This window comes from Paraburkholderia sp. 40 (genome assembly GCF_050434105.1).
GTDB lineage: Bacteria > Pseudomonadota > Gammaproteobacteria > Burkholderiales > Burkholderiaceae > Paraburkholderia > Paraburkholderia tuberum.
In genome coordinates this window covers 908,228-928,504 of the sequence record NZ_JBNPVY010000002.1, presented here as the reverse complement: position 1 = coordinate 928,504, position 20,277 = coordinate 908,228, and the positions used below count along the sequence as shown (strand labels likewise).

Here is a 20,277-nt window from a genome sequence, read left to right as displayed (position 1 = left end):
GTCGCTCAGGGTTTGATGATCGGCGGCTCCGCGGCGGGCTGCGTCGGTCCCACCTTCGACGATTCGCGGACGAGCCGATCGGTCATCGCCGACGCAACCGGATTCGTGCCGCGGCCGCTACCCGCGCCAGCCCCCGGGGGATTGGCAGACTGCAACGGCACGGTGACGCCGGACGGCATCGGCAGCGACGGGTCGGGTTTCGCCGATTCCTTGACCAGTTGGTCCGTCAGCATCGCGGCGACCGGGTTGGCGCCATTCGGGTGCGCGTCGTCGCGCCGGCGCGCGTGGGTCTCGTCGATGCGCGGCCCGTACTGCGGCCTCGGTTGACCTTTTTGCTGTGCGTACGACTCCGACTTCGAGGGGGTGTGCGCGCCCGCGGCCGGATTGGCCGTGGGCGGCGCCGCGTTATCGATGCGGCCGCTCGCGGTCTGACTCGACTGGGGCGTGACGCTCGGCACGGGCGCGGCCGCTGTGGCGGGCAGGGACGGGGCGGGGACGGGCGCCGCAGCAGGTGCCTGAGCGGCTCCCGGAGTCGGAGTGGCCGACTCCATCTGCGGCAGCGCCGATTGCGGCGCGGGCGGGCTCACGGGTTGCGCAGGCCTCACGCTGGCGCCAGCGGCACGCGTCGCATCGGTCTGCGGTTCCGATTCCACCGCGCCGGTGACGCTGCGGGTCACCGCGCCGGTCACGGCCGGCGCCTGATCGTCCCTGGGGTACAGCAGATAACCGGCGACACCCGCATCGACCACGAGCAGCCCGACTATCATCATCTTGCCGGTATTCGTCATATCTAATCAACAACCATTAAGCAACTGCGATTGACTGATGATAAACGACCATTTCGACATCGACGCTTCTTGTCGGCATATTGCGGCGCGTCACGATGATTGATGTCCGAACGGACCTGGCACGAACGGCGCGCGCTTGCCGCTAAAGTCATTCGCCCGCACGACGGAAGCGGACATTTTTTCCGCGTGCCGCGATTTTCTTTTTCGACCAATTAGTCCCCCCGCAATTGCGCGGCCGGCGCCTGCAGGAATGCGATTTAAGTTGTGCCGCCAATGCGCGGAGCCTGTACTATACGAACCGTTGCAGACGACCGGCAGCCACGGTTCGATTATCCGGCGTGTGAAAGCGACTTGCAGCGACTGGCTCGCAGCGCACATGCCGGCAGGCCCGCGCCGGGCTGCGCCACCCGAGACGCGCGAACCGCGTCGATAGCGGCGCGAACAGCGACGGCAGGCGGTCACCGGTAGTAGCGACAAGAACCCATTGATCATGCGGACCCGCGGGCGAGGCATCGCCCGGCATTCCTTGGGCAGTCGCCTGGCGAAATGTCAGATCGACCGACCGGTCGGTCGGGGACCTTCGCGGCGGCGTGGGAAACACGTGAAGATATGAACAACTTTATTCGACCTCCCGTTTTTTATCCGTCCACAGTGGTTTTCGTCGACGACAACGACAGCTACCTCGACGCGCTCCGCCGTTTCTTTCCCGGGCACCTACACGAACCTGTTTTTCACGCGTCCGCAAGCGGCCCTCAACTATATCCGCCAGCACGCACGCGAGAATTCGCTCGAATTCGCGGCAGCGTCGGCGTGTCTGAGCGAACCGGGCGTCGAGCGCTTCGTCGAGACCTCGGCGGAGCGCGACATCGTCGCGCAGCCGTCGCGCTTCGAGGAAGTGGCGGCGGTCGTCGTCGACTACGACATGCCGGGCATCGGCGGCGTCGAGTTTCTGTCGTCGATCTCGCACCTGCGTTGCGCGAAGGTATTGCTTACCGGCGTCGCCGATGAAACCGTCGCGGTGAAGGCCTTCAACGCCGGCATCGTCGACCTGTACCTGCGCAAGACCGACGCGGATTCGGCCAATCGCCTCACGCATTTCCTGAAGGACGCCAAAAGCCGCCATTGCGCGGAGTCGGGCTGGCTCGCGCTCGGCGAAAACGGCATGACCTACTGCGATCCGCGCACGCGCAAGGTGATCGACGAAGTGGTGGCCGCTCAGGGCATCGTCGAGTATTACTGGCGGCCCGAGCAGAACGTGATCCTGATGTTCGACGCCGCAGGCAACCCGAGCGTGTTCGTCGCGTGGGCCGAGAACGACTGGATCTCCCAGGGCGAGATCGTCGCCGACGAGGGTGGCCCGTCCGACCTGCTGCGCCAGCTCGCCACGCGCGAGGTGATGCCGCTGTTCTGGCCGGACCTCGCGTATCGTTGCGGCATGAAGTTCCGGTCGCTGACGCCCCAAAGCATTCCTGGCTGGGACGACGCGTTCTTCGGCTGGACCCGCATAGAGCCGGCCGACGTCGGCCTCGATCTCGTCACGTTCGCGCAGTGGCGCAGCGACCGCAATCGCTGAGCCGCGATAACGCGTCGGGCGCGGCGGTGCATATCGCCGCGCTAATGGCGTGCGTTTTCGCGGAGAAATTCGCATACAGCCCTGTGCATGGCCTGCACGCCGGGGCTTGTTTCAAGCGCGCGCCAGCATCCATGCACGAGCCCCGTGCCGACCAGCAGCCGGGCATCTCCACCAGCTTCGCGAATCCGCTCGACGAACACGCGCGCGTCGTCGCGTAGGGGGTCGTGCTCGGCGCCGATGGCCAGCGTCGGCGGCAATTCGTCGAAGCGGGTTGCGGCGAGCGGGATCGTCCACGCGGGGCCGGGCGTTGGGTCGGCTTCCTCTCCTTTTCCCCAGTAAGCGTCGCGAAACTTATGCACGTCCGCGAGCGTCAGCATCGGCGCATCGGACTCGGTGTCGCGCGCGGGCAATTGCGGCTCGGTGCCGAGCATCGGATAGACGAGCGCGATGCCGCTCACCCCGCTCGCACCTTCGTCACGCAGGCGTAGCGCGACGCTTGCCGCGAGCGTGCCGCCGGCGCTATCGCCCGCGAGTTGCAATGCGGCGCGCTCTGGGAGGTCGAACGGCAGGCGGTGGTTCAACGCGGCACGCGTGATCTCGAGGCAGTCGTCGTGCGCGGCCGGCACGCGATGCTCAGGCGCGAGCCGGTAGTCGACCGCGATCACGTCGAGGCCGGTGTCGGCGGCGAGGCGCGCCGTCACCATCTGATGACTGTTCAGCGAGCCGAGCACGAAGCCGCCGCCATGAAAATACAGCACCGTGCCGCGGATCGTGCCGTGTTCGCTTGCCGTCGCTGGATGCCGGTAGAGCCGTAGCGGGATCGCATGGCCCGCGTCGGTGTGAAAGCTTGCGTCCCGTGTGGTGAGGTCGCTGGGCAGTGGCGGCGTCAACGTCGCGGCGTAGCGGTCATACAGCTCGCGCTGCTCGCGCGGCGTCATCGCCGCGTGATGCGACGGATAGAGCGCGCTCGCTCGTTCGATAAAGGCGGCGATTTCCGGCTCGAGCATGGTCACTCCGTTTGAGTAGTGTTTCCCGCTTGCGCTGCGCACGGCAAAGCGATCACACGTCCCGCGAAACGCGCCGGCGGCAATGCCGCATGGGCTTGCGCGAGTTCGTGTACGCGCGCTTTGACGTCCGGATCGAAAGCAACGCCGCGCGGTCCGCTGGTATCGACGTGCAGCAGCATCTGCTCGCCCGCGGCGACGGGGCCGGTGCGTTGGCTTTGCGTCGTGTCCAGCGCAAACATTTCGACGTACACGTGAATACGTTTCGCGTCGTAGCCGAGCACGCGCATGTCGACACGCACCTGCGTGCCTTGTTTGATTTCATGCAGATAGTTGAGATGCGCCTCGAGCGTGTAGATCGATCGATGCCGCTCTTTGCGCACCGCATCGGGCAGGCCGATCAGATCGATCAGCCCGTCGACCGCGAGACTGAAGATCAGCAGGTAGAACGCGTCGCGCATGTGGCCGTTGTAATCGACCCATTCGGCGCGCACGCTGTCGCGGTAAGAGGGCAGGGCAACGGGATGCGACATGAGCGTCTGCCTCCTCGATCGAATGCGATGGCTGCGGCGCGTCGTTGGGCGTTATCAGTGTAGTGCATCGCGTTGAGGCTGCGCCGGAACGTGGTGGCCTCGAATTGTGGCCGCTATAGCAACAGTGAATTCATGGTTCAGGGCTTACTACGTGGCTCGACCGGCTTCTAAACTGGCATAACCGCTGCGGATGGCCGATGGTCGCACCACGCTCCGCGGCAATCGCATGAAGCCATCTCGGGAGGTTGGAAATCATGAAGTCCATCAGGTCACTGATCGAAGCAGGGGCTATCGCCGCTCTCGTTGCCGCGCCGCTCGCGGCGTTTGCCCAGTCGAATCCGGCCGATCAGCCGCTCTCGCGCGCCCAGGTCCGCGCCGAACTGATTCAACTCGAAAAGGCCGGTTACGATCCGTCCAATGCGAACGTGATCGACTATCCGGCCAATATCCAGGCGGCCGAAGCAAAGGTCGCGGCGCAAAACCAGGCTGCGCAGAATAGCGGCTACGGTGCGCCGTCGAATGGCTCGTCGCAGCGCAGTGGCCGCACCGATTTCGCGCCGACTTCGTATTCCGTGCCGGTGGTGAATTACACGCGTTGATTGCAGCGTGTACAACTAACGTCACTTCCGAAGTGCAGCAACGCGACGCCGTCGAGTCTGACGAGCGGCGCGGTCGACAGCACGGGCTGAGGCTTCAGTTCACCGTTCGTCGTGAGCCCGACGGGCGCGGACACCGACCAGCAGCGCATCCTCGGTGCGGGCGCGACCTACGATTTCGGCTTCGTGAACCTGCTCGTCAGCGCCGAAAGGCGAGCGAGACGATGCCGCACGACACGAGCGCGATGCCGGGCGCGGCGAGCGGCTTCAGCACCTCGCCCGCGAACACGAGTGCGCCGACGGACACGAGCATCGGCGAAAGACCGCGCGCAATCGGATAGACCTGACCGAAATCGCCGCTTCTGTACGCGCGGATCAGCGCGAGCAGATAGCCCCATTCGAGCACTGCCGACGCAACGATATACGGCCACGCGGCCAGCGCCGGCAGCGGCAGCAACAACAAGGCCGGAATGGCGGAGTGGATGATCGAAGCGAAGGGACTTTGTGCGGTGGAAAGCGGCGGTATGAGGCGCCGAAGAAGTGTTGGCATCGCCCGGTGATCGAGATCACCCCCCTGCAGCACCGAGTGCAGGTGACGCGGAAAAAACGGGAGGAGCGGCAGTGCGCTTCGCCCGTGCTGTCCGTTTTGAATCCGGCCGCTCAGTGCCGCGCGCGACGCGCGCCATCCTCAGATCACCCGTTCACGCAGCCACGCCGAGCCGAGATCGATCACTGTCACGACGACGATCACCATGATCATCACCGCGGCCGTCTGCGCGTAGTTGAACGAGCGGATCGCTTCGTACAGCACGACGCCGATGCCGCCCGCGCCGACCATGCCGACCACCATCGCCGAGCGCACGTTCGACTCGAAGCGATACAGCGCGTACGAGATCCACAGCGGCAGCACTTGCGGCAGCACCGCATAGACGATTTCGTCGAGGCGCGTCGCGCCGGTTGCACGCACGCCTTCGGCCGGGCGCGGATCGATCGCCTCGACCGCTTCTGCGAACAGTTTGGCGAGCACGCCCGTCGTATGCACCCACAGCGCGAGCACGCCGGCGAACGGCCCGAGGCCGACCGCGACGATGAACAGCATCGCGAAGACCATTTCGTTGATCGCGCGGCATGCGTCCATCAGGCGGCGCATCGGCTGCACGACCCACTGCGGCGCGAGATTGTGCGCTGACATCAGGCCGAAAGGCACCGCGCAGACGAGGGAGAGCGCGGTACCCCAGATTGCGACCGCCAGCGTCACGTACATCTCGTGCACGTAACTGCGCCACTCGGTGAAGTCGGGCGGGAAGAAGTCCGCGGCGAACTGGCCCATGTTGGCCGAGTCGCCGAGCAGATCGAGCGGCCGCATGTCGGCGCCGTGCCACGCGCCGCCGAGTACCGCGAGCACCGCGATCCAGCCGAGCAACGACCACCAGTTGCGCTTGCCGGCACGATCTTTCGCTTGCGCCGCCCGCGCGGCGGCCGCTTCGCTCGCGCGCGCGGGCGACGTGGTCAGATCGGCGGAGTTCATTGCTTCGACTGTGCGTTGCTGAGCGCGCTCAGCTTCGCGTCGAGAGCGGCCAATTGCGTCTTGCGGTCGCTATCGGACAGATGTGCATCGTTCTCGATCTTCTGCTTCTGCTGGAACAGCACGATCTCGCGAATCGGCAGCAGTTGCCGATCCGACGATGCCTCGAAGCCGCTGTACTCGGTGATGCCGGCCATCACCGCTTTTTCGTGCAAATCGGTTTTCGCGTAGTTCAGGAAGAACTTGCGCAGCTTGTCCTTCGTCGCTTCCGGCAGATCCTTGCGCCACACGAGCGGGTCCGAAGGAATCAGCGGCGAGGTCCACAGCACGCGCACCTGCGCAAACTTGTCCGGATGCTCGCGCTTCAGCGTTTCCATCATCATGCTGTTGTTGGTCGCGATGTCGATCTTGTTGTTGACGACGGCCAGCAGATTCGCTTCGTGGCTCGACGGCAGCACGCTCTTGAACGACGTGTTGACCGGCGCGTTGTGCTTCGCGAACAGGTAGTAGCCAGGCACCAGCGTGCCCGACGTCGAGTTCGGATCGCCGAACCCGAGCGTCACGCTCTTCGTGTCCTTGAACACGTCGTCGAGCGTCTTGAAGCGGCTGTTCACGTTGGTGATCAGCAGCGAGTAGTAGCCGCTGTCGCCGTTCGCGTGCTGCGCTTTCGCGAATACTTCGCCACCCGAACGATCGACGGCTTCGATCGCCGACGCGTTGCCGAAATAGCCGACCTGCACCTTGTTGAAGCGCATGCCTTCGATGATGCCCGCGTAATCGGTCGCGAAGAATGCCTTCACGTTCAGGCCGGTCTGTTTCTTCATGTCATCGATCAGCGGTTCCCAGCGTTGCTTGAGCACCGCCGACGAATCGGTCGAGATGATCCCGAGGTTGATGTCCTCGGCGTGGGCCGCGGCGATGCAGGCGAAAGCGGCAGCGCCGGCCGCGAGCGTGATCAGGGAGCGCAGGAATTTCATCGGTTGAGATCCGGTTGAGTGGACGGAGAGAATCAAAAGCGCGCGACAGCGTGCGCGGTTCAGTTCGACGGCGCGGCGTTCAACGCGAACGCGTAGCGCGCGGCGGCGGTGTCGGGGGTGTCAGGCTCGTCGTGAGTTTCGTCTGCGTCGTGCGTCGCGTCGTCGAGCAGTTCGCGCGCATCGCCGCCGTAGAGTTTCTTTAGCAGCGCCGGTGTCAGCGCACTGGAAGGGCCGTCGTAGACCACCTTGCCGCGACGCAGCGCGACCGTGCGCGCGCAGTACTGCATCGCGATGTCGACCTGATGCAGCGACACCAGCACCGTGATCCGGTGCTCGACGTTCAGCGCTTGCAGCATGTCCATCACGCGGCGTGACGACTCGGGATCGAGCGAGGCAATCGGCTCGTCGGCGAGCACGATTTGCGCACGTTGCACGAGCGCCCGTGCGAGCGCGGCACGTTGCTGTTGACCGCCCGACAGGTTCGCGGCCCGTTCGCGCGCATATTCGCCGATCCCGACCTCGTGCAGCGCGGCCCGCGACAGCGCGCGTTCCGCGCGCGGGAAGCGGCCGGAGAGGCGCCGCCACCACGGCAGGCGCGCGAGCGCGCCGATCAGCACGTTGGTTTCGACCGACAGCCGGTTCACCAGATTGAACTGCTGGAACACGAAGCCGATGTCGCGGCGAATGCTGCGCACCTCGCGCACGATGTGGCCGTTCTGCTGGATCGGCCGGCCGAGAATCTCGATTCGCGACGGCTGCGCGTCCGACGCGGTAAAGCCCGCGATATGCCGCAGCAACGTCGATTTTCCCGAGCCGGACGCGCCGATCAGCGCGACCATTTCACCGGGCGCGACGCGCAGATCGATTTCGTCGAGCGCTTTGCGGCCGTTACCGAACGTCTTGCTCAAACGCTCGATTCGAATGGCTTCACGGATCGCTTCCATCTGTATTCCCTCTTGCATCCGGCCACTGCCGGCAGGTGTGGGCTCATTCTAGGAAGCGACTGTGACGGTTGAGTGAAGGCATCGCAACGTCTAGACGACTACATCTTTGTGCGTCGCGTTTTCCGCTGTGTCATGTGTCGTCGGGATGGCAAAACGAAGTCAGAGCGAAGTCAATGATTCGAACGGAAAGTGACATACGGATGACACGATTCGCCTGCACACGTGCGCGCTCGCGCGTGCTGACACACAGCCAGGCTATAGTGCGGGTTTTCCGGCCGTCCTTAATAATCCCGACACTCCGGTCATGCCGTCATGCCGACTCCTTTGAGCTTTCTTCCGGACAGTTTTGCCGAATATGAAGATCTCAAGTCGATACTCGACCAGGGCAGGGCGAGCTTCGAAATCCGCGCGGTCTGCGAGACCGAGGTACGCGGCCGGCGCTTTTCCATCTACACCGCGAGCATCGGTTCATCCGATCCGCTCGCGCCAGCCATTGGCTTTTTCGGGGGGATTCACGGGCTCGAGCGAATCGGCTCGCAACTCGTCCTCGACTATATGCGCGCGCTGCTCTCTCGGCTCGAATGGGACGAATTGCTGGTGCGGCAATTGCAGTCCATCCGGCTGATCTTTTTACCGATCGCGAATCCCGGCGGCATGTGGGCAGCGACGCGCGCGAATCCGCACGGCGTCGACCTGATGCGCAACGCACCGCAAGACGCCGACGCGCGCGTGCCACTGCTGGCGGGCGGCCAGCGCGTCGGCGCGTGGTTGCCCTGGTATCGCGGCCGCGCGGGCGAGCCGATGGAGGTCGAGGCGGCCGCGCTGCTGCATGTAGTCGAGACGCAGCTCGCCGCGCGGCCGCTGAGCATCGCGCTCGATTGCCATTCCGGCTACGGCTGGAGCGACAGCATCTGGTTTCCGTACGCCCGAACCCGCCGGCAAATGCCGCATCTGCCCGAAATGTACGTGTTGAAGAGCATGTTCGAACACGCGCATCCGCATCACGGCTACACGTTCGAGCCGCAAAGCCATCAGTATCTGGTGCACGGCGATCTGTGGGACTACGCGTATGACCGCACGCCGGCGCCGAACGTCTTTCTGCCGATGACGCTCGAACTCGGCTCGTGGCTGTGGATCAAGAAAAACCCGCGGCAGTTGTTTTCGCGGCAGGGCATGTTCAATCCGGTCATGGAGCATCGCACCGCGCGCGTGCTGCGGCGCCATGCGAACCTGTTCGACTTCCTCGCGCGCGCGGCGTTTTCGGCGCAGCGCTGGCTTCCGCAAGGCAACCGTCGCGAGCAGTTGCTGCAAAGCGCGCTCGATCATTGGTACAGGCCGAATCGCGTATGAGCACATGGATTCTGCTGCGCGGACTGACGCGGGAAACGCGGCATTGGGGGCGCTTGCCAGCGGCGTTGCGCGAAACCCTAGGTCAAATTTCGGGCGATCGCTTGCGCGATGCAACCCCAGCCGCTACGAGCACGACCGGCTTGCGTTTGCTGCTGCTCGATCTGCCTGGCAACGGTGAATACGTGCGGGGGCGCGCGCCCGCGAGCGTCGCGGACATGGTCGCATTCGTGCGGCAGGCAGCGCTCGAAACGGGTGTGCCGGGCCCCTACAACGTGCTCGCGATGTCGCTCGGCGGCATGGTCGCGACCCACTGGGCACAGCGTCATCCCGGCGAGATCGAACGGCTCGTGCTGATCAATACGAGCATGCGGCCATTCAGCCGCATGCACGAGCGGCTGCGGCCGTCGGCGTGGCTTGGTCTGCTCGGCGTCGCGGCGCATTGGAGCGATGCCGCCGATGCCGAGAGCGGCATCCATCGACTCACGTGCAATAACCTCCACACCTTGGGCGCGGATCTCACTGCCTGGACCGCGATTCGCCGCAGCGCGCCGGTGAGCCGCGCGAATGCGCTGCGGCAATTGTGGGCGGCCGCGTGCTTTAGCGCGGCGCCCGCCACGCCGGAGTGTGCACTGCTGATTCTGTCGTCGGAAGCCGATGGGCTCGTCAACCCGGTCTGTTCGGCGAAGCTCGCGGCGGCGTGGGGCGCGCCGCATCGCAAGCATCCGTGGGCCGGCCACGATCTACCTCATGACGATCCCGCGTGGACGGCCGCGCAGATTCGCGCGTGGCTCACCCAGCGCGCCGAGAATAGCGATACGGCCGCGCCGGCACCGGCGCCCGCAAAGCCCGCGCGTTGAGCCGCGCACGGCGTTGCCGCGCCGCAGCGATGCGAGCAGAGCCTCGCGATTCTTCGACGACCGGTCAGCGGGTATTACCTGACTGCGCGAAACGGCCGTATCGCGTACGGCAGGCGCATAATTCCAAGTCAGACGTTGCCTGCGAATCACGCGATACTCACCATTGCCGCCAGCCAGGGGAGTCGATCATGCAAGCAAAGAACGAAGAAGCCGTCACACACCTGCTGAACGATGTTGTCGAATTTGCGCGGGGGCGGTTGCCGGAGCCGACCTTCAATATCGTCGAGCCCTTCCTGCGGCATTACTACGATTTCGTCGACGCGGGCGATCTTCAAAGCCGCTCGATCGCCGATCTGTACGGCGCGGCGCTGGCCCACTGGCAGACCGCGCAGCGCTTCGTGCCGGGCGAGCAGCGGCTGCGCGTGTATAACCCGATCCTCGAACAGCATGGCTGGCATTCCGATCACACGGTGATCGAAATCGTCAACGACGACATGCCGTTCCTCGTCGATTCGGTCTCGATGTCGGTCAACCGGCATCGGCTCGCGCTGCATTCGGTCGTCCATCCGGTATTTCGGGTCTGGCGCGCGCCGGACGGCAGCATCGCGCGCGTGAGCCAAGGTGCCGAAGAAGCCGGCGATACGCGCTCGCATCTGACCTCGTGCATCCATTTCGAGGTCGATCGTTGTGGCGATGCCGCAAAACTCGACGCGATGCGCGACGACATCGCGCGCGTGCTCGGCGACGTGCGCGCGGCGGTCGAGGATTGGCCGAAGATCATCGAACGCGCGAAGCAGACCATTCAAGATATGAAGGTGCGCGAAACCGGTCCCGAGGGCGTCGAAGCGCGCGCGTTCGTCGAATGGATGGTCGCCGATCATTTCACGTTCCTCGGCCACCGTGATTACGAACTGGTGCAGCACGACGGCGGCTACGGTTTGCGGGCGGTCGCGGGCTCCGGTCTCGGCATTCTGCGCGATGCGCAGCAGCCGGGCGGCGCGGCGGAAGTCACGCCGTTGCCGCCGGCGGCCACGGAGATCATCTCCGGGTCGTTGCCGATCTTTCTGACTAAGGCCAATTCGCGCGCCACGGTGCACCGGCCCGGCTATCTCGACTATGTCGGCATCAAGCTGAGCGGCGCCGATGGCAAGGTGACGGGCGAGCGGCGCTTCATCGGCCTGTATACGTCGACCGCTTATTTCGTGTCGGCCGCGGAGATTCCGATCGTGAGGCGCAAATGCGCAAATATCGTCAGACGCGCCGCATTCCTGCCGAAAGGTCATCTGGCGAAATCGCTGGTGACGGTGCTCGAGACCTATCCGCGCGACGAATTGTTCCAGGCCGACGAGGACCAGCTGTACGACACCGCCCTCGGCGTGCTGCGTTTGCAGGAGCATCAGCGCACGCGGCTTTTCGTGCGGCGCGATCGCTTCGATCGCTTCGTATCGTGCCTCGTGTTCGTGTCGCGCGACAAGTACAACACCGATCTGCGGCAGCGTATCGCGAACCTGCTCGCCGACGCATTCAATGGTGAGAACGTCGAATTCACGCCGCTGCTGTCGGAGTCGACGCTCGCGCGAATTCATTTCGTCGTCCATGCCAAAGCGGGCGGCATGCCGAGCGTCGACACGCGCGAGCTCGAAGCGCGCCTCGTGCAGGTCGCGCGACGCTGGCAGGACGATCTGGCCGACGCATTGCTCGACGCGTACGGAGAAGAACAGGGCAACCGCTTGCTGCAGCACTACGCCGATTCGTTCCCGGCCGGCTATCGCGACGACTATCCGGCGCGCACGGCCGTGCGCGATATCGAACTGATCGAGCGCGTGCAGGGCAGCGAGCGGCTCGCGATGAACCTATACAGGCCGATCGAATCGGGACCGCGCGCGTTCCGTTTCAAGGTGTATCGCGCGGGGCTGCCGATCGCACTGTCGCGCAGCTTGCCGATGCTCGAACATCTGGGGGTGCGCGTCGACGAAGAGCGGCCTTATCTGATCGAGGCGCCCGGTGCGATGCCCGCTTGGATCCACGACTTCGGCCTCGAACTCGCGGACGATACCGAGTTTGACATCGAGCGGGTCAAGGATCTGTTCGAACAGGCATTCGAGCAGGTGTGGACCGGCACGATCGAAAGCGACGACTTCAACCGCCTCGTGCTGCGCGCGCAGCTCAATGCACGCGAGGTGACGATTCTGCGCGCTTACGCGAAGTACTTGCGACAGGTCGGTTCGACGTTCAGCGACGCGTATATCGAACGCGCGGTGACCGGCAATCCGGCGATTGCGCGCATGCTCGTCGACCTGTTCATCGCGCGCTTCGATCCGGCGCTCGGCGCGGTACGCGAGGCCCGCATCAACGCTTGTCTGGAGACGATCGACAGCGCGCTCGACCAGGTGCCTAATCTCGACGAAGACCGCATCCTGCGGCAGTTCCTCGGCGTGATCAAGGCGACCAAGCGCACCAACTACTACCGCCATGACGCTCTGGGCCAACCGAAGCCGTATCTGTCGTTCAAGTTCGATCCCGCCCAGGTGCCCGGCTTGCCCGAGCCGAAACCGATGTTCGAGATCTGGGTCTATTCGCCGCGCATCGAGGGCGTCCATCTGCGAGGCGGGCGCGTCGCGCGCGGCGGCCTGCGCTGGTCTGATCGGCGCGAGGATTTCCGCACGGAAGTGCTCGGCCTGATGAAGGCGCAGATGGTGAAGAACGTGGTGATCGTGCCGGTCGGCTCGAAGGGCGGCTTCGTCGTCAAGAATCCGCCGCCGCAGAGCGAGCGCGATGCGTGGATGCGCGAAGGCGTCGCGTGCTATCAGACCTTCCTGCGCGGCCTGCTCGACGTGACCGACAATCTGGCGAGCACCGACGTCGTGCCACCGCCTGACGTGGTGCGCCACGATCCCGACGACCCGTACCTGGTCGTCGCCGCCGACAAGGGCACGGCCACGTTTTCCGACTACGCTAATGCGATCTCGCAGGAATACGGTTTCTGGCTCGACGACGCGTTCGCGTCGGGCGGCTCGGTCGGCTATGACCACAAGAAGATGGGCATCACCGCGCGCGGCGCGTGGGAGTCGGTCAAGCGGCACTTTCGCGAAATCGGCGTCGACACGCAGAGCGAGGACTTCACGGTGGTCGGTGTCGGCGACATGTCGGGCGACGTGTTCGGCAACGGCATGCTGCTGTCGCCGCATATCAAGCTGCTCGCCGCGTTCGATCACCGCCATATCTTTCTTGATCCGAATCCCGATCCCGCGGCGAGCATGGCGGAGCGCGCGCGGCTCTTCATGCTCGACCGTTCGAGCTGGGCCGATTACGATCCGTCGGTGATCTCGGCCGGTGGCGGCGTGTTCCCGCGCAGCGCGAAGACGATTCCGCTGTCGACGGCGGTGCAGGCGGCGCTCGGGATCAGCGCGGCGGCGCTCTCGCCGGCCGAGCTGATGCGCGTGATTCTGCAGGCGCCGGTCGATCTGCTTTACAACGGTGGCATCGGCACCTATGCGAAGGCGAGCCGCGAGACCAATCAGCAGGCGGGCGATCGCGCGAACGACGCGATCCGCGTGAACGGCGCGGATCTGCGCTGCAAGGTCGTGGCCGAGGGCGGCAATCTCGGCTTGACGCAACTCGGGCGCATCGAGTTCGCGCAGCGCGGCGGCCGCATCAATACCGATGCGATCGATAATTCGGCCGGTGTCGATTGCTCGGATCACGAGGTCAACATCAAGATTCTGCTGGGCCTCGTCGTCGCCGACGGCGAGATGACGGAGAAGCAGCGCAATGCGTTGCTTGCCGAAATGACCGATGAAGTCGGCCTGCTCGTGCTGACGGACAACTACTATCAGACCCAGGCTTTGTCGATCGCGGGCCGTTTTGGCGTGGAGCTGCTCGATGCCGAAGCGCGCCTGATGCGCTATCTGGAGAAGGCGGGGCGGCTCAATCGCGTGATCGAGTTTCTGCCCACCGACGAGGACATCGCTGAGCGCGCGGCCGCGAAGCAGGGACTGACGACACCCGAGCGCGCGGTGCTGCTCGCGTACAGCAAGATGTGGCTCTATGACGCGCTGCTCGAATCGTCGATGCCGGAAGACCCGCTCGTCAGCGATATGTTGATCGAGTACTTTCCGAAACCTCTGCGGCAGCGTTTCCGCGAACCGATGCAGCGCCATCCGCTGCGCCGTGAAATCCTCGCGACGCATCTGACCAATGCGCTCGTGAATCGCGTCGGCTGCGAGTTCGTGCATCGGCTGATGGAGGAGACCGATGCACAGCCCGGCGACATCGTGCGCGCGTGCATCATGGCGCGCGACGTGTTCGATCTCGATCAGATCTGGCGCAGCATCGACGCGCTCGACAACCGCGTTCCCGACGACGTGCAGGCACGCATGTTCGCGGAGGTCGCGCGGCTCGTCGAACGTTCGGCGCTGTGGTTCCTGCGGCATCTGCAAACGGGCGCGGCCGGCGACGACGTGACCGGCCTGCTCGCGCGCTGTCGCGACGCCGCGCAGCGTCTCGCGCCACAATGGCCGGCGCTGTTGCCTGGCGCGGACCTCGAAGCGTTGTCGGAGCGGCAACGGGTGTTCGTCGATGCGGGTGTCGATAGCGATCTCGCGGTGCGTATCGCGAGCGGCGAGGTGTCGGCCGCTCTGCTCGATATCGCCGAAGTCGCGTCGACGTGCGGGCGCAATCTCGAACAGGTCGCGGGCGTCTACTTCGCGCTCGGCACGCTGCTGAATTACAGCTGGATCAGCGAGCGCGCCGCCTCGTTGCCGGCGCCGACGCATTGGGACATGCTCGCGCGCGCATCGGCGCTCGCCGAACTCGCGCGGCTCAAGCGCGCGCTGACCACGAGCGCATTGGCCGGCGCGACCGATGCGTCGACGCCCGATTCGCTGGTGCAAGCGTGGCGCGACAATCGCGCGGCACAGCTCGAGCGTTATACGCGTCTGCTGACCGATCTGCGCGCGACGGGCGGCGCGAGTCTTTCGGTGCTGCTGGTTGTCGTACGGGAGATGGCGGCGCTCGAGAGGGCGTGAGCCGCACGAACGGTGCAAAGGACGCCTGGGGAGCTGGCGGCACGACGGCACATCAGGTCCGATTCCTGCGAGCGGGTGTGTCGTTGTCATCCATAATATCGAGTACTTGCCGATCACTTCGCTCGTGCAATACCCAAAAATACCCAGCCCACTCACCGACCCCTGCCAGCAGATGAAAGAAGAATCGCCGAAAGCCATTTTCTACGCACTTGCCGCCAACCTCGGCATCGCCGTCTGCAAGTTCGCCGCGGCGGCGTTCACCGGCTCCGGATCGATGTTCGCCGAAGCGATTCACTCCACCGCCGACTGCGGCAATCAACTGCTGCTGCTATTCGGACTGCGCGCAGCGCGCAAGCCGGTGAGCCCTTTGCATCCGATGGGCAGCGGCCGCGAAATCAACTTCTATTCGCTGCTGGTTGCGTTGCTGCTGTTTTTTGTCGGCGGTGCGTTTTCGGTGTATGAGGGCGTACATCGACTGATTGCGCGCGAGCCGTTGCAATATGCGTTCGTCGCGTTGGCGGTGCTCGGTGTGTCGGTGGTGCTCGAATCGCTATCGTTGTGGGGCGCGGTCAAGGAGATTCGCAAGACGCATCCGGATAAAAATCTGTGGCACTGGTTTCGCGAGACGCGCGAATCGGATCTGCTGGTCGTGGCCGGCGAAGATATCGCCGCGCTATTCGGTCTTGCGATCGCCTTCGTCGCGGTGCTATCGACGATGGTGACCGGCAGCCCCGTGTATGACGCGCTCGGCTCGGTGGGGGTCGGTCTTCTGCTGATGACGATCGCGTGGCTCGTCGCGCGTGAAGTGAAGTCGATGCTCGTCGGCGAATCGGCGAGCCCGGAAGTGCGCAGCGCCATCGACGCGCATCTGCGCGCGCGTCCCGAGATTCGCGGCATCATCAACATGATCACGCTGCAGTGGGGGCGTCACGTGGTGGTGGCGGTGCAGGCGGAAATGATCGACTATGCGAGCGGCCGCGCGATGGTCGATGCGATCAACGTCATCGAGGCCGACCTGCAGGCCACGTTTCCTCAGGTGCGCTGGGTGTTCTTCGAACCGGATGTGCCGCGCAATTAAAGAAGACTTCTCCAATCGGGCATGAATCGGGTCCATGAAGCCCGCGGACGAGAGGAGGCGAGCGCAGGCGAAGCGACCTGCGCTGCGATCGCGGGTCATTCCGCCCGTCCCGACTGGATGCCAGTACGCTTCACAGCGTTTATTCGAACCCCGCCACCGCATGCGGCACATACAGTTCTTCGAGCCGGTGAACTTCTTCGTCACTGAGCTTCAACGAGAGCGCCGCAACCGCATCGTCGAGATGATGCAGTTTGGTAGCACCGACAATCGGCGCGGTAATCGGCTTCTTCTGCAGCACCCACGCTAGCGCAACCTGCGCGCGAGGCACGCCGCGCTCTTTCGCGATCTCGCTGACCCGCTCGACGATACGCCGATCCGCTTCCTGCGTGTGCGCGTACAGCGTGCGGCCGAATTCATCGGTTTCGGAGCGCGCGCTTTCGGTGTCCCAGTCGCGCGTCAAGCGTCCGCGGGCAAGCGGACTCCACGGAATCACGCCGATGCCTTCGCTTTCGCACAGCGGCAGCATTTCGCGCTCTTCCTCGCGGTACAGCAGATTCACGTAGTTCTGCATCGTCACGAAGCGCGTCCAGCCATTGCGCTCAGCCACCTGCAGCGCCTTGGCAAACTGCCATGCGTACATCGACGACGCGCCGAGATAGCGCGCCTTGCCGGCTTTCACGACATCGTGCAGCGCTTCCATCGTTTCTTCGATCGGCGTGCCGTAGTCCCAGCGATGGATCTGATACAGGTCGACATAGTCGGTACCGAGCCGCCGCAGGCTGTTATCGATCTGCGCCATGATCGCCTTGCGCGACAGCCCCGCGCCGTTCGGGCCCGGATGCATGCGGCTATTGACCTTGGTGGCGAGCACGATCTCATCGCGCTTCGCAAAGTCCTTCAGCGCACGGCCGACGATTTCCTCGCTGGTGCCGTCCGAATAGACGTTGGCCGTGTCGAAGAAGTTGATGCCGTGATCGAGCGCCTGCTTGATGAAGGGCCGCGCGGCTTCGTCGTCGAGCGACCAGGGGTGCGTGCCGCGCGAGGGTACGCCATAACTCATACAGCCGAGACAGAGACGCGATACATCGAGGCCGGTGCGGCCGAGTTTCACATAATCCATCGTGTTGCTCCTATAGTGAAGCGCACAAACCCGCTGCGAGGGAAGGACGTTCGATTATAGGGAAACGACGGCAAGCGCGTCGTCACGGGCCGCACCGCTTTCGATCGCTTCAATGCAAACGCGCCCGCAAAGCCACTTCGCGGGCGCATGACGGCGAGTGCCGTGAACGACAGCCAACGCTCAATGCTGTACCGGGCGATACGGTGTCCACACGGGCGTGTCGGTATTCCAGTTGTCGAGTTCCGATGGTGTCATGATGTGCTCCTTGATGAAGAGGCGCGCAGTTTTGCACCGCAAGCGCGCCGGGTTCTGAATCAACTTCTTCTAACTCGTTACTGGCCCTTCGCAACGCGCGTCACTTCGCCGTTCGTTCCTTCCTGCAACGCGATGCGCGCGGCTTGCGTCTGGCCGATCAGGCCTTTGTCCGGATACGAGGTGCGATTCAGTGAGGGCAGCGAGCCGTCGCGATACGCGGCGACCAGTTCGGTCTTGACCTCGGCGCGTGTCTTCGTGCTCGCGGTCGGCGCCGGTTGCGTGTCATACGTTCCCGCGCGGCCGATACCGCCGCCGCCTTGCGCAAATGCCGGAACGCTGACGAGCAGCGACAGAGCGAGGCCTGCCAACAGATTGCGTTTCATGATTCACTCCTGTCGATTCATTGGCAGCGCGATGGCGCTGCGACAGGGTGAAATGTAGACGTCGACGCGGTGTGGATAAATCGCGGTTTTGCGAAATGAATTGTCGCGATTCAGGAACAATCGCGAGCGAGCCTTCATCGGGGCCGTGCGATTGCACGGTTGCCGCGGCATTGGCGCCGCGGCTGGAATTCACTGTTTCACTTCCCGTACTTCATGCGACCCATTCGGTCATCACCGGCGTGTCGAGTGCCGGCGCGGACTCGCGCTGCTCGAACGTGCGCTTCGTGCAGGTGGCGTCGAGAGTGCCGCGTCCGCTCAGCAATGGGCAACGATCGAACAGCTCCGCGATCCAGTCTACGAAAACGCGGACTTTCGGCGACAGATGACGACTGTGCGGATAGACTGCCGAAATCGGCATCGGCAAGGGTTTCAAGTCCGGCAGTACTTCGACGAGCTGACCCGAGCCCAGATGCGGCAGCACCATGAAGCGCGCCGGCTGAATCAGGCCGAAGCCTTCGAGTCCGCAGGTCACGTAGGCATCCGCGTCGTTGACCGACACGATGCTTTTCATCTTCACTTCCACTTCGTTGCCGTTCACCAGGAACGCCCAGTCGAGCGTGCGTCCCGTGCGGCTCGAGAAGTAGTTGACGGCTTTGTGATTGTCGAGATCTTCGAGAGAAGCGGGCACGCCCGCGCGCTTGATGTAGTCGGGCGACGCGCAGGTCACGCCCTCGAACAGACCGATGCGGCGCGCGACCAGCGACGAATCCTGCAACGCGCCGACACGCACCACGCAATCCACACCTTCTTGCAGCAGATCGACGGGCCGGTCGGTCAGGCCCAGTTGCAGATCGATGTCCGGATAGCGCGTGTGGAATTCGCACAGCGACGGAATGACGAGCAGACGGCCAATCGAGCCCGGCATGTCGATGCGTAGCTTGCCGTGCGGCTTCTTATTGCCGCTCTGGAAACTCGCCTCGGTCTCTTCGACGTCCGCGAGGATGCGCACGCAGCGCTCGTAGTACGCGGCGCCATCGGGCGTCAGCGACAGACGGCGGGTGGTCCGGTGCATCAGCCGCGTGCCGAGAAACGCTTCGAGGTTCTGAATAATCGTAGTAACCGATGCGCGCGGCAGGTCGAGCGTTTCCGCTGCGCGGGTAAAGCTGTTGGTGTCGACGACGCGCGTGAACACTTGCATGGCCTGAAGCCGGTCCATTGCAAACCTCCAGAAGGGGCAGGTGCACAGGCGGGAATGGAGTCCGCGAAAACAATCACAACGGGATTGTTCAAAGGCACCGAATTGTGTTGCCGGATTATAGGCATTTATTTACGAGTCTGCCGAACCCACAATTCGCACCATTGAAGTTCTATGCGCATTTGCGCGGCTCGACATGGATGCATTCAAATCGCCGTACCCGCCTTTTTCCACCGGCGTTTCCGCCGAAGACACTGGCGCTGAGGCCAACGACCCGACACTTGAAGTCACCGACGTGGGAATCGATGGGTACGCTCAACCCATTACATTGCGCCTGTATCGGCTGACGAAAAAAACCGTATTGCCGGTACTGCTTTATTTTCACGGCGGCGGTTTTACGAAGGGTTCGATCGAGTGCGCGGACTTCGCCGCGCGGTATTTCGCAGAACACTTACCGGCGCTCGTGGTGTCGGTCGGCTATTCGCTCGCGCCGCGGTTTCCGTTTCCGGCCGCGCCGGAAGACGCGCATCGCGCGGCGCTGTGGGTGCAGACGCGGGCGCGGGCGTTTGGTGGCAATAGCAGAAAGATCGGCGTGGCGGGCCATGACTCGGGCGGCCAACTCGCCAATTGTCTCGCGTTCATCGCGCGCGATCGTGGCGACGTGCCGATCAGCGCGCAGGCGCTGTTCGGCCCGATGCTGGATCCGAGCCTGACGCGGCTCGGCGACGAGCAGCGGCTCGGTTCGGATATCACCGCGCGCGAGTGCGCCGCGTGTTATCGCGCGTATCTGCCGCAAGCGTCTCAGCGCATGCATCCGTATGCAGCGCCGCTCGAATCGTCGCGGCTCGCCGGCTTGCCGGCCACGCTGATCGCGACCGCGCAGAACGACGTGCTGCACGTCGAGGCCGAGAAGTATGCAAGCAATCTGATCGACGCGGGCGTGCAGACCCAGGTGGTGCGCTTTCCGAGCGTGTCGCACGCGGCGCTCGCCGATCATCCGCCCGCTTTGCAGGAAGCGGTGCGCTTTTTCCAGTGGCGCTTCGACGCGCGCGCTCATCGATAAACAGAAATT

15 protein-coding genes and 2 pseudogenes are annotated in these 20,277 nt (G+C 64.2%); 7 read left to right on the top strand and 10 right to left on the bottom strand.

The features are described 5' to 3' along the window. Positions 1–5: 5 nt before the first annotated feature. Positions 6–788, bottom strand: a complete 783-nt coding sequence (locus OKW28_RS05465; protein ID WP_429444105.1) for a hypothetical protein — start codon at positions 786–788, stop codon at positions 6–8. Positions 789–1,397: 609 nt separating this feature from the next. On the opposite strand from OKW28_RS05465, the pseudogene OKW28_RS05460 reads away from it, so the two are divergent. Then, positions 1,398–2,361, top strand: a pseudogene (locus OKW28_RS05460) (response regulator). A gap of 41 nt (positions 2,362–2,402) precedes the next feature. Here the strand turns inward: OKW28_RS05460 and OKW28_RS05455 are convergent. Both OKW28_RS05455 and OKW28_RS05450 read right to left on the bottom strand, forming a co-directional pair. Continuing rightward, on the bottom strand, positions 2,403–3,368 hold the full coding sequence (locus OKW28_RS05455; protein ID WP_429444104.1) for an alpha/beta hydrolase: 966 nt from the start codon (positions 3,366–3,368) through the stop codon (positions 2,403–2,405). A gap of 2 nt (positions 3,369–3,370) precedes the next feature. Next, positions 3,371–3,898 (bottom strand): thioesterase family protein, encoded by a 528-nt coding sequence (locus OKW28_RS05450; protein ID WP_429444103.1) that lies wholly within the window; start codon positions 3,896–3,898, stop codon positions 3,371–3,373. A 254-nt stretch (positions 3,899–4,152) separates the two neighbouring features. Between OKW28_RS05450 and OKW28_RS05445 the strand changes: the two genes are divergently transcribed. Next, a complete protein-coding gene (locus tag OKW28_RS05445; RefSeq protein WP_429444102.1) occupies positions 4,153–4,497 on the top strand; it encodes a DUF4148 domain-containing protein in 345 nt (114 codons plus the stop codon). Between the two features lie 199 nt (positions 4,498–4,696). On the opposite strand, the pseudogene OKW28_RS05440 reads toward OKW28_RS05445, so the two are convergent. The 4 genes and pseudogenes from OKW28_RS05440 to phnC all read right to left on the bottom strand — a co-directional run. Continuing rightward, positions 4,697–4,957, bottom strand: a pseudogene (locus OKW28_RS05440) (EamA family transporter); the annotation flags it as partial. A gap of 225 nt (positions 4,958–5,182) precedes the next feature. Continuing rightward, complete coding sequence (gene phnE, locus OKW28_RS05435) at positions 5,183–6,022, bottom strand: phosphonate ABC transporter, permease protein PhnE (RefSeq protein ID WP_429444101.1); 840 nt, start codon at positions 6,020–6,022, stop codon at positions 5,183–5,185. Further along, positions 6,019–6,996, bottom strand: a complete 978-nt coding sequence (gene phnD, locus OKW28_RS05430) for a phosphonate ABC transporter substrate-binding protein (RefSeq protein WP_429444100.1) — start codon at positions 6,994–6,996, stop codon at positions 6,019–6,021. Before phnD ends, phnE begins: the two co-directional genes overlap by 4 nt. Positions 6,997–7,055: 59 nt before the next feature. Beyond that, positions 7,056–7,940 (bottom strand): phosphonate ABC transporter ATP-binding protein, encoded by an 885-nt coding sequence (gene phnC / locus OKW28_RS05425; RefSeq protein WP_429444099.1) that lies wholly within the window; start codon positions 7,938–7,940, stop codon positions 7,056–7,058. Between the two features lie 312 nt (positions 7,941–8,252). Here phnC and OKW28_RS05420 point away from each other — a divergent pair, with 312 nt between their 5' ends. From OKW28_RS05420 to OKW28_RS05405, 4 genes are all read left to right on the top strand, one after another. Next, a complete protein-coding gene (locus OKW28_RS05420; protein ID WP_429444098.1) occupies positions 8,253–9,290 on the top strand; it encodes a M14 family zinc carboxypeptidase in 1,038 nt (345 codons plus the stop codon). Next, positions 9,287–10,147 carry an alpha/beta fold hydrolase gene (locus OKW28_RS05415; RefSeq protein WP_429444097.1) on the top strand — a complete coding sequence of 287 codons (861 nt, stop codon included), beginning with the start codon at positions 9,287–9,289 and terminating at the stop codon, positions 10,145–10,147. Before OKW28_RS05420 ends, OKW28_RS05415 begins: the two co-directional genes overlap by 4 nt. Before the next feature lie 188 nt (positions 10,148–10,335). Then, entirely contained in the window at positions 10,336–15,174 is a 4,839-nt protein-coding gene (locus tag OKW28_RS05410; protein WP_429444096.1) for an NAD-glutamate dehydrogenase, read from the top strand. A gap of 172 nt (positions 15,175–15,346) precedes the next feature. Further along, the gene (locus tag OKW28_RS05405) at positions 15,347–16,252 is read left to right on the top strand and encodes a cation diffusion facilitator family transporter (protein WP_429444095.1); all 906 of its coding nucleotides are present in this window, start codon (positions 15,347–15,349) and stop codon (positions 16,250–16,252) included. 139 nt (positions 16,253–16,391) lie between these two features. Here OKW28_RS05405 and OKW28_RS05400 read toward each other — a convergent pair whose 3' ends face one another. The 3 genes from OKW28_RS05400 to OKW28_RS05390 form a co-directional block, all read right to left on the bottom strand. Next, the gene (locus tag OKW28_RS05400) at positions 16,392–17,372 is read right to left on the bottom strand and encodes an aldo/keto reductase (RefSeq protein ID WP_429444094.1); all 981 of its coding nucleotides are present in this window, start codon (positions 17,370–17,372) and stop codon (positions 16,392–16,394) included. A 332-nt stretch (positions 17,373–17,704) separates the two neighbouring features. Next, positions 17,705–18,010: a DUF4148 domain-containing protein gene (locus tag OKW28_RS05395; protein ID WP_429444093.1), complete on the bottom strand. Its 306-nt coding sequence runs from the start codon at positions 18,008–18,010 to the stop codon at positions 17,705–17,707. A gap of 211 nt (positions 18,011–18,221) precedes the next feature. Continuing rightward, on the bottom strand, positions 18,222–19,226 hold the full coding sequence (locus OKW28_RS05390; protein WP_018423444.1) for a LysR family transcriptional regulator: 1,005 nt from the start codon (positions 19,224–19,226) through the stop codon (positions 18,222–18,224). A 175-nt stretch (positions 19,227–19,401) separates the two neighbouring features. On the opposite strand from OKW28_RS05390, the gene OKW28_RS05385 reads away from it, so the two are divergent. Beyond that, a complete protein-coding gene (locus OKW28_RS05385) occupies positions 19,402–20,268 on the top strand; it encodes an alpha/beta hydrolase (protein ID WP_429444092.1) in 867 nt (288 codons plus the stop codon). Positions 20,269–20,277: the final 9 nt, after the last annotated feature.

What these genes read in the sequence shown, in the direction of transcription:
- OKW28_RS05465 (WP_429444105.1), bottom strand. Translation starts at nt 788, where the DNA reads ATGACGAATACCGGCAAGATGATGATAGTCGGGCTGCTCGTGGTCGAT.
- OKW28_RS05455 (WP_429444104.1), bottom strand. Translation starts at nt 3,368, where the DNA reads ATGCTCGAGCCGGAAATCGCCGCCTTTATCGAACGAGCGAGCGCGCTC.
- OKW28_RS05450 (WP_429444103.1), bottom strand. Translation starts at nt 3,898, where the DNA reads ATGTCGCATCCCGTTGCCCTGCCCTCTTACCGCGACAGCGTGCGCGCC.
- OKW28_RS05445 (WP_429444102.1), top strand. Translation starts at nt 4,153, where the DNA reads ATGAAGTCCATCAGGTCACTGATCGAAGCAGGGGCTATCGCCGCTCTC.
- phnE (WP_429444101.1), bottom strand. Translation starts at nt 6,022, where the DNA reads ATGAACTCCGCCGATCTGACCACGTCGCCCGCGCGCGCGAGCGAAGCG.
- phnD (WP_429444100.1), bottom strand. Translation starts at nt 6,996, where the DNA reads ATGAAATTCCTGCGCTCCCTGATCACGCTCGCGGCCGGCGCTGCCGCT.
- phnC (WP_429444099.1), bottom strand. Translation starts at nt 7,940, where the DNA reads ATGGAAGCGATCCGTGAAGCCATTCGAATCGAGCGTTTGAGCAAGACG.
- OKW28_RS05420 (WP_429444098.1), top strand. Translation starts at nt 8,253, where the DNA reads ATGCCGACTCCTTTGAGCTTTCTTCCGGACAGTTTTGCCGAATATGAA.
- OKW28_RS05415 (WP_429444097.1), top strand. Translation starts at nt 9,287, where the DNA reads ATGAGCACATGGATTCTGCTGCGCGGACTGACGCGGGAAACGCGGCAT.
- OKW28_RS05410 (WP_429444096.1), top strand. Translation starts at nt 10,336, where the DNA reads ATGCAAGCAAAGAACGAAGAAGCCGTCACACACCTGCTGAACGATGTT.
- OKW28_RS05405 (WP_429444095.1), top strand. Translation starts at nt 15,347, where the DNA reads ATGAAAGAAGAATCGCCGAAAGCCATTTTCTACGCACTTGCCGCCAAC.
- OKW28_RS05400 (WP_429444094.1), bottom strand. Translation starts at nt 17,372, where the DNA reads ATGGATTATGTGAAACTCGGCCGCACCGGCCTCGATGTATCGCGTCTC.
- OKW28_RS05395 (WP_429444093.1), bottom strand. Translation starts at nt 18,010, where the DNA reads ATGAAACGCAATCTGTTGGCAGGCCTCGCTCTGTCGCTGCTCGTCAGC.
- OKW28_RS05390 (WP_018423444.1), bottom strand. Translation starts at nt 19,226, where the DNA reads ATGGACCGGCTTCAGGCCATGCAAGTGTTCACGCGCGTCGTCGACACC.
- OKW28_RS05385 (WP_429444092.1), top strand. Translation starts at nt 19,402, where the DNA reads ATGGATGCATTCAAATCGCCGTACCCGCCTTTTTCCACCGGCGTTTCC.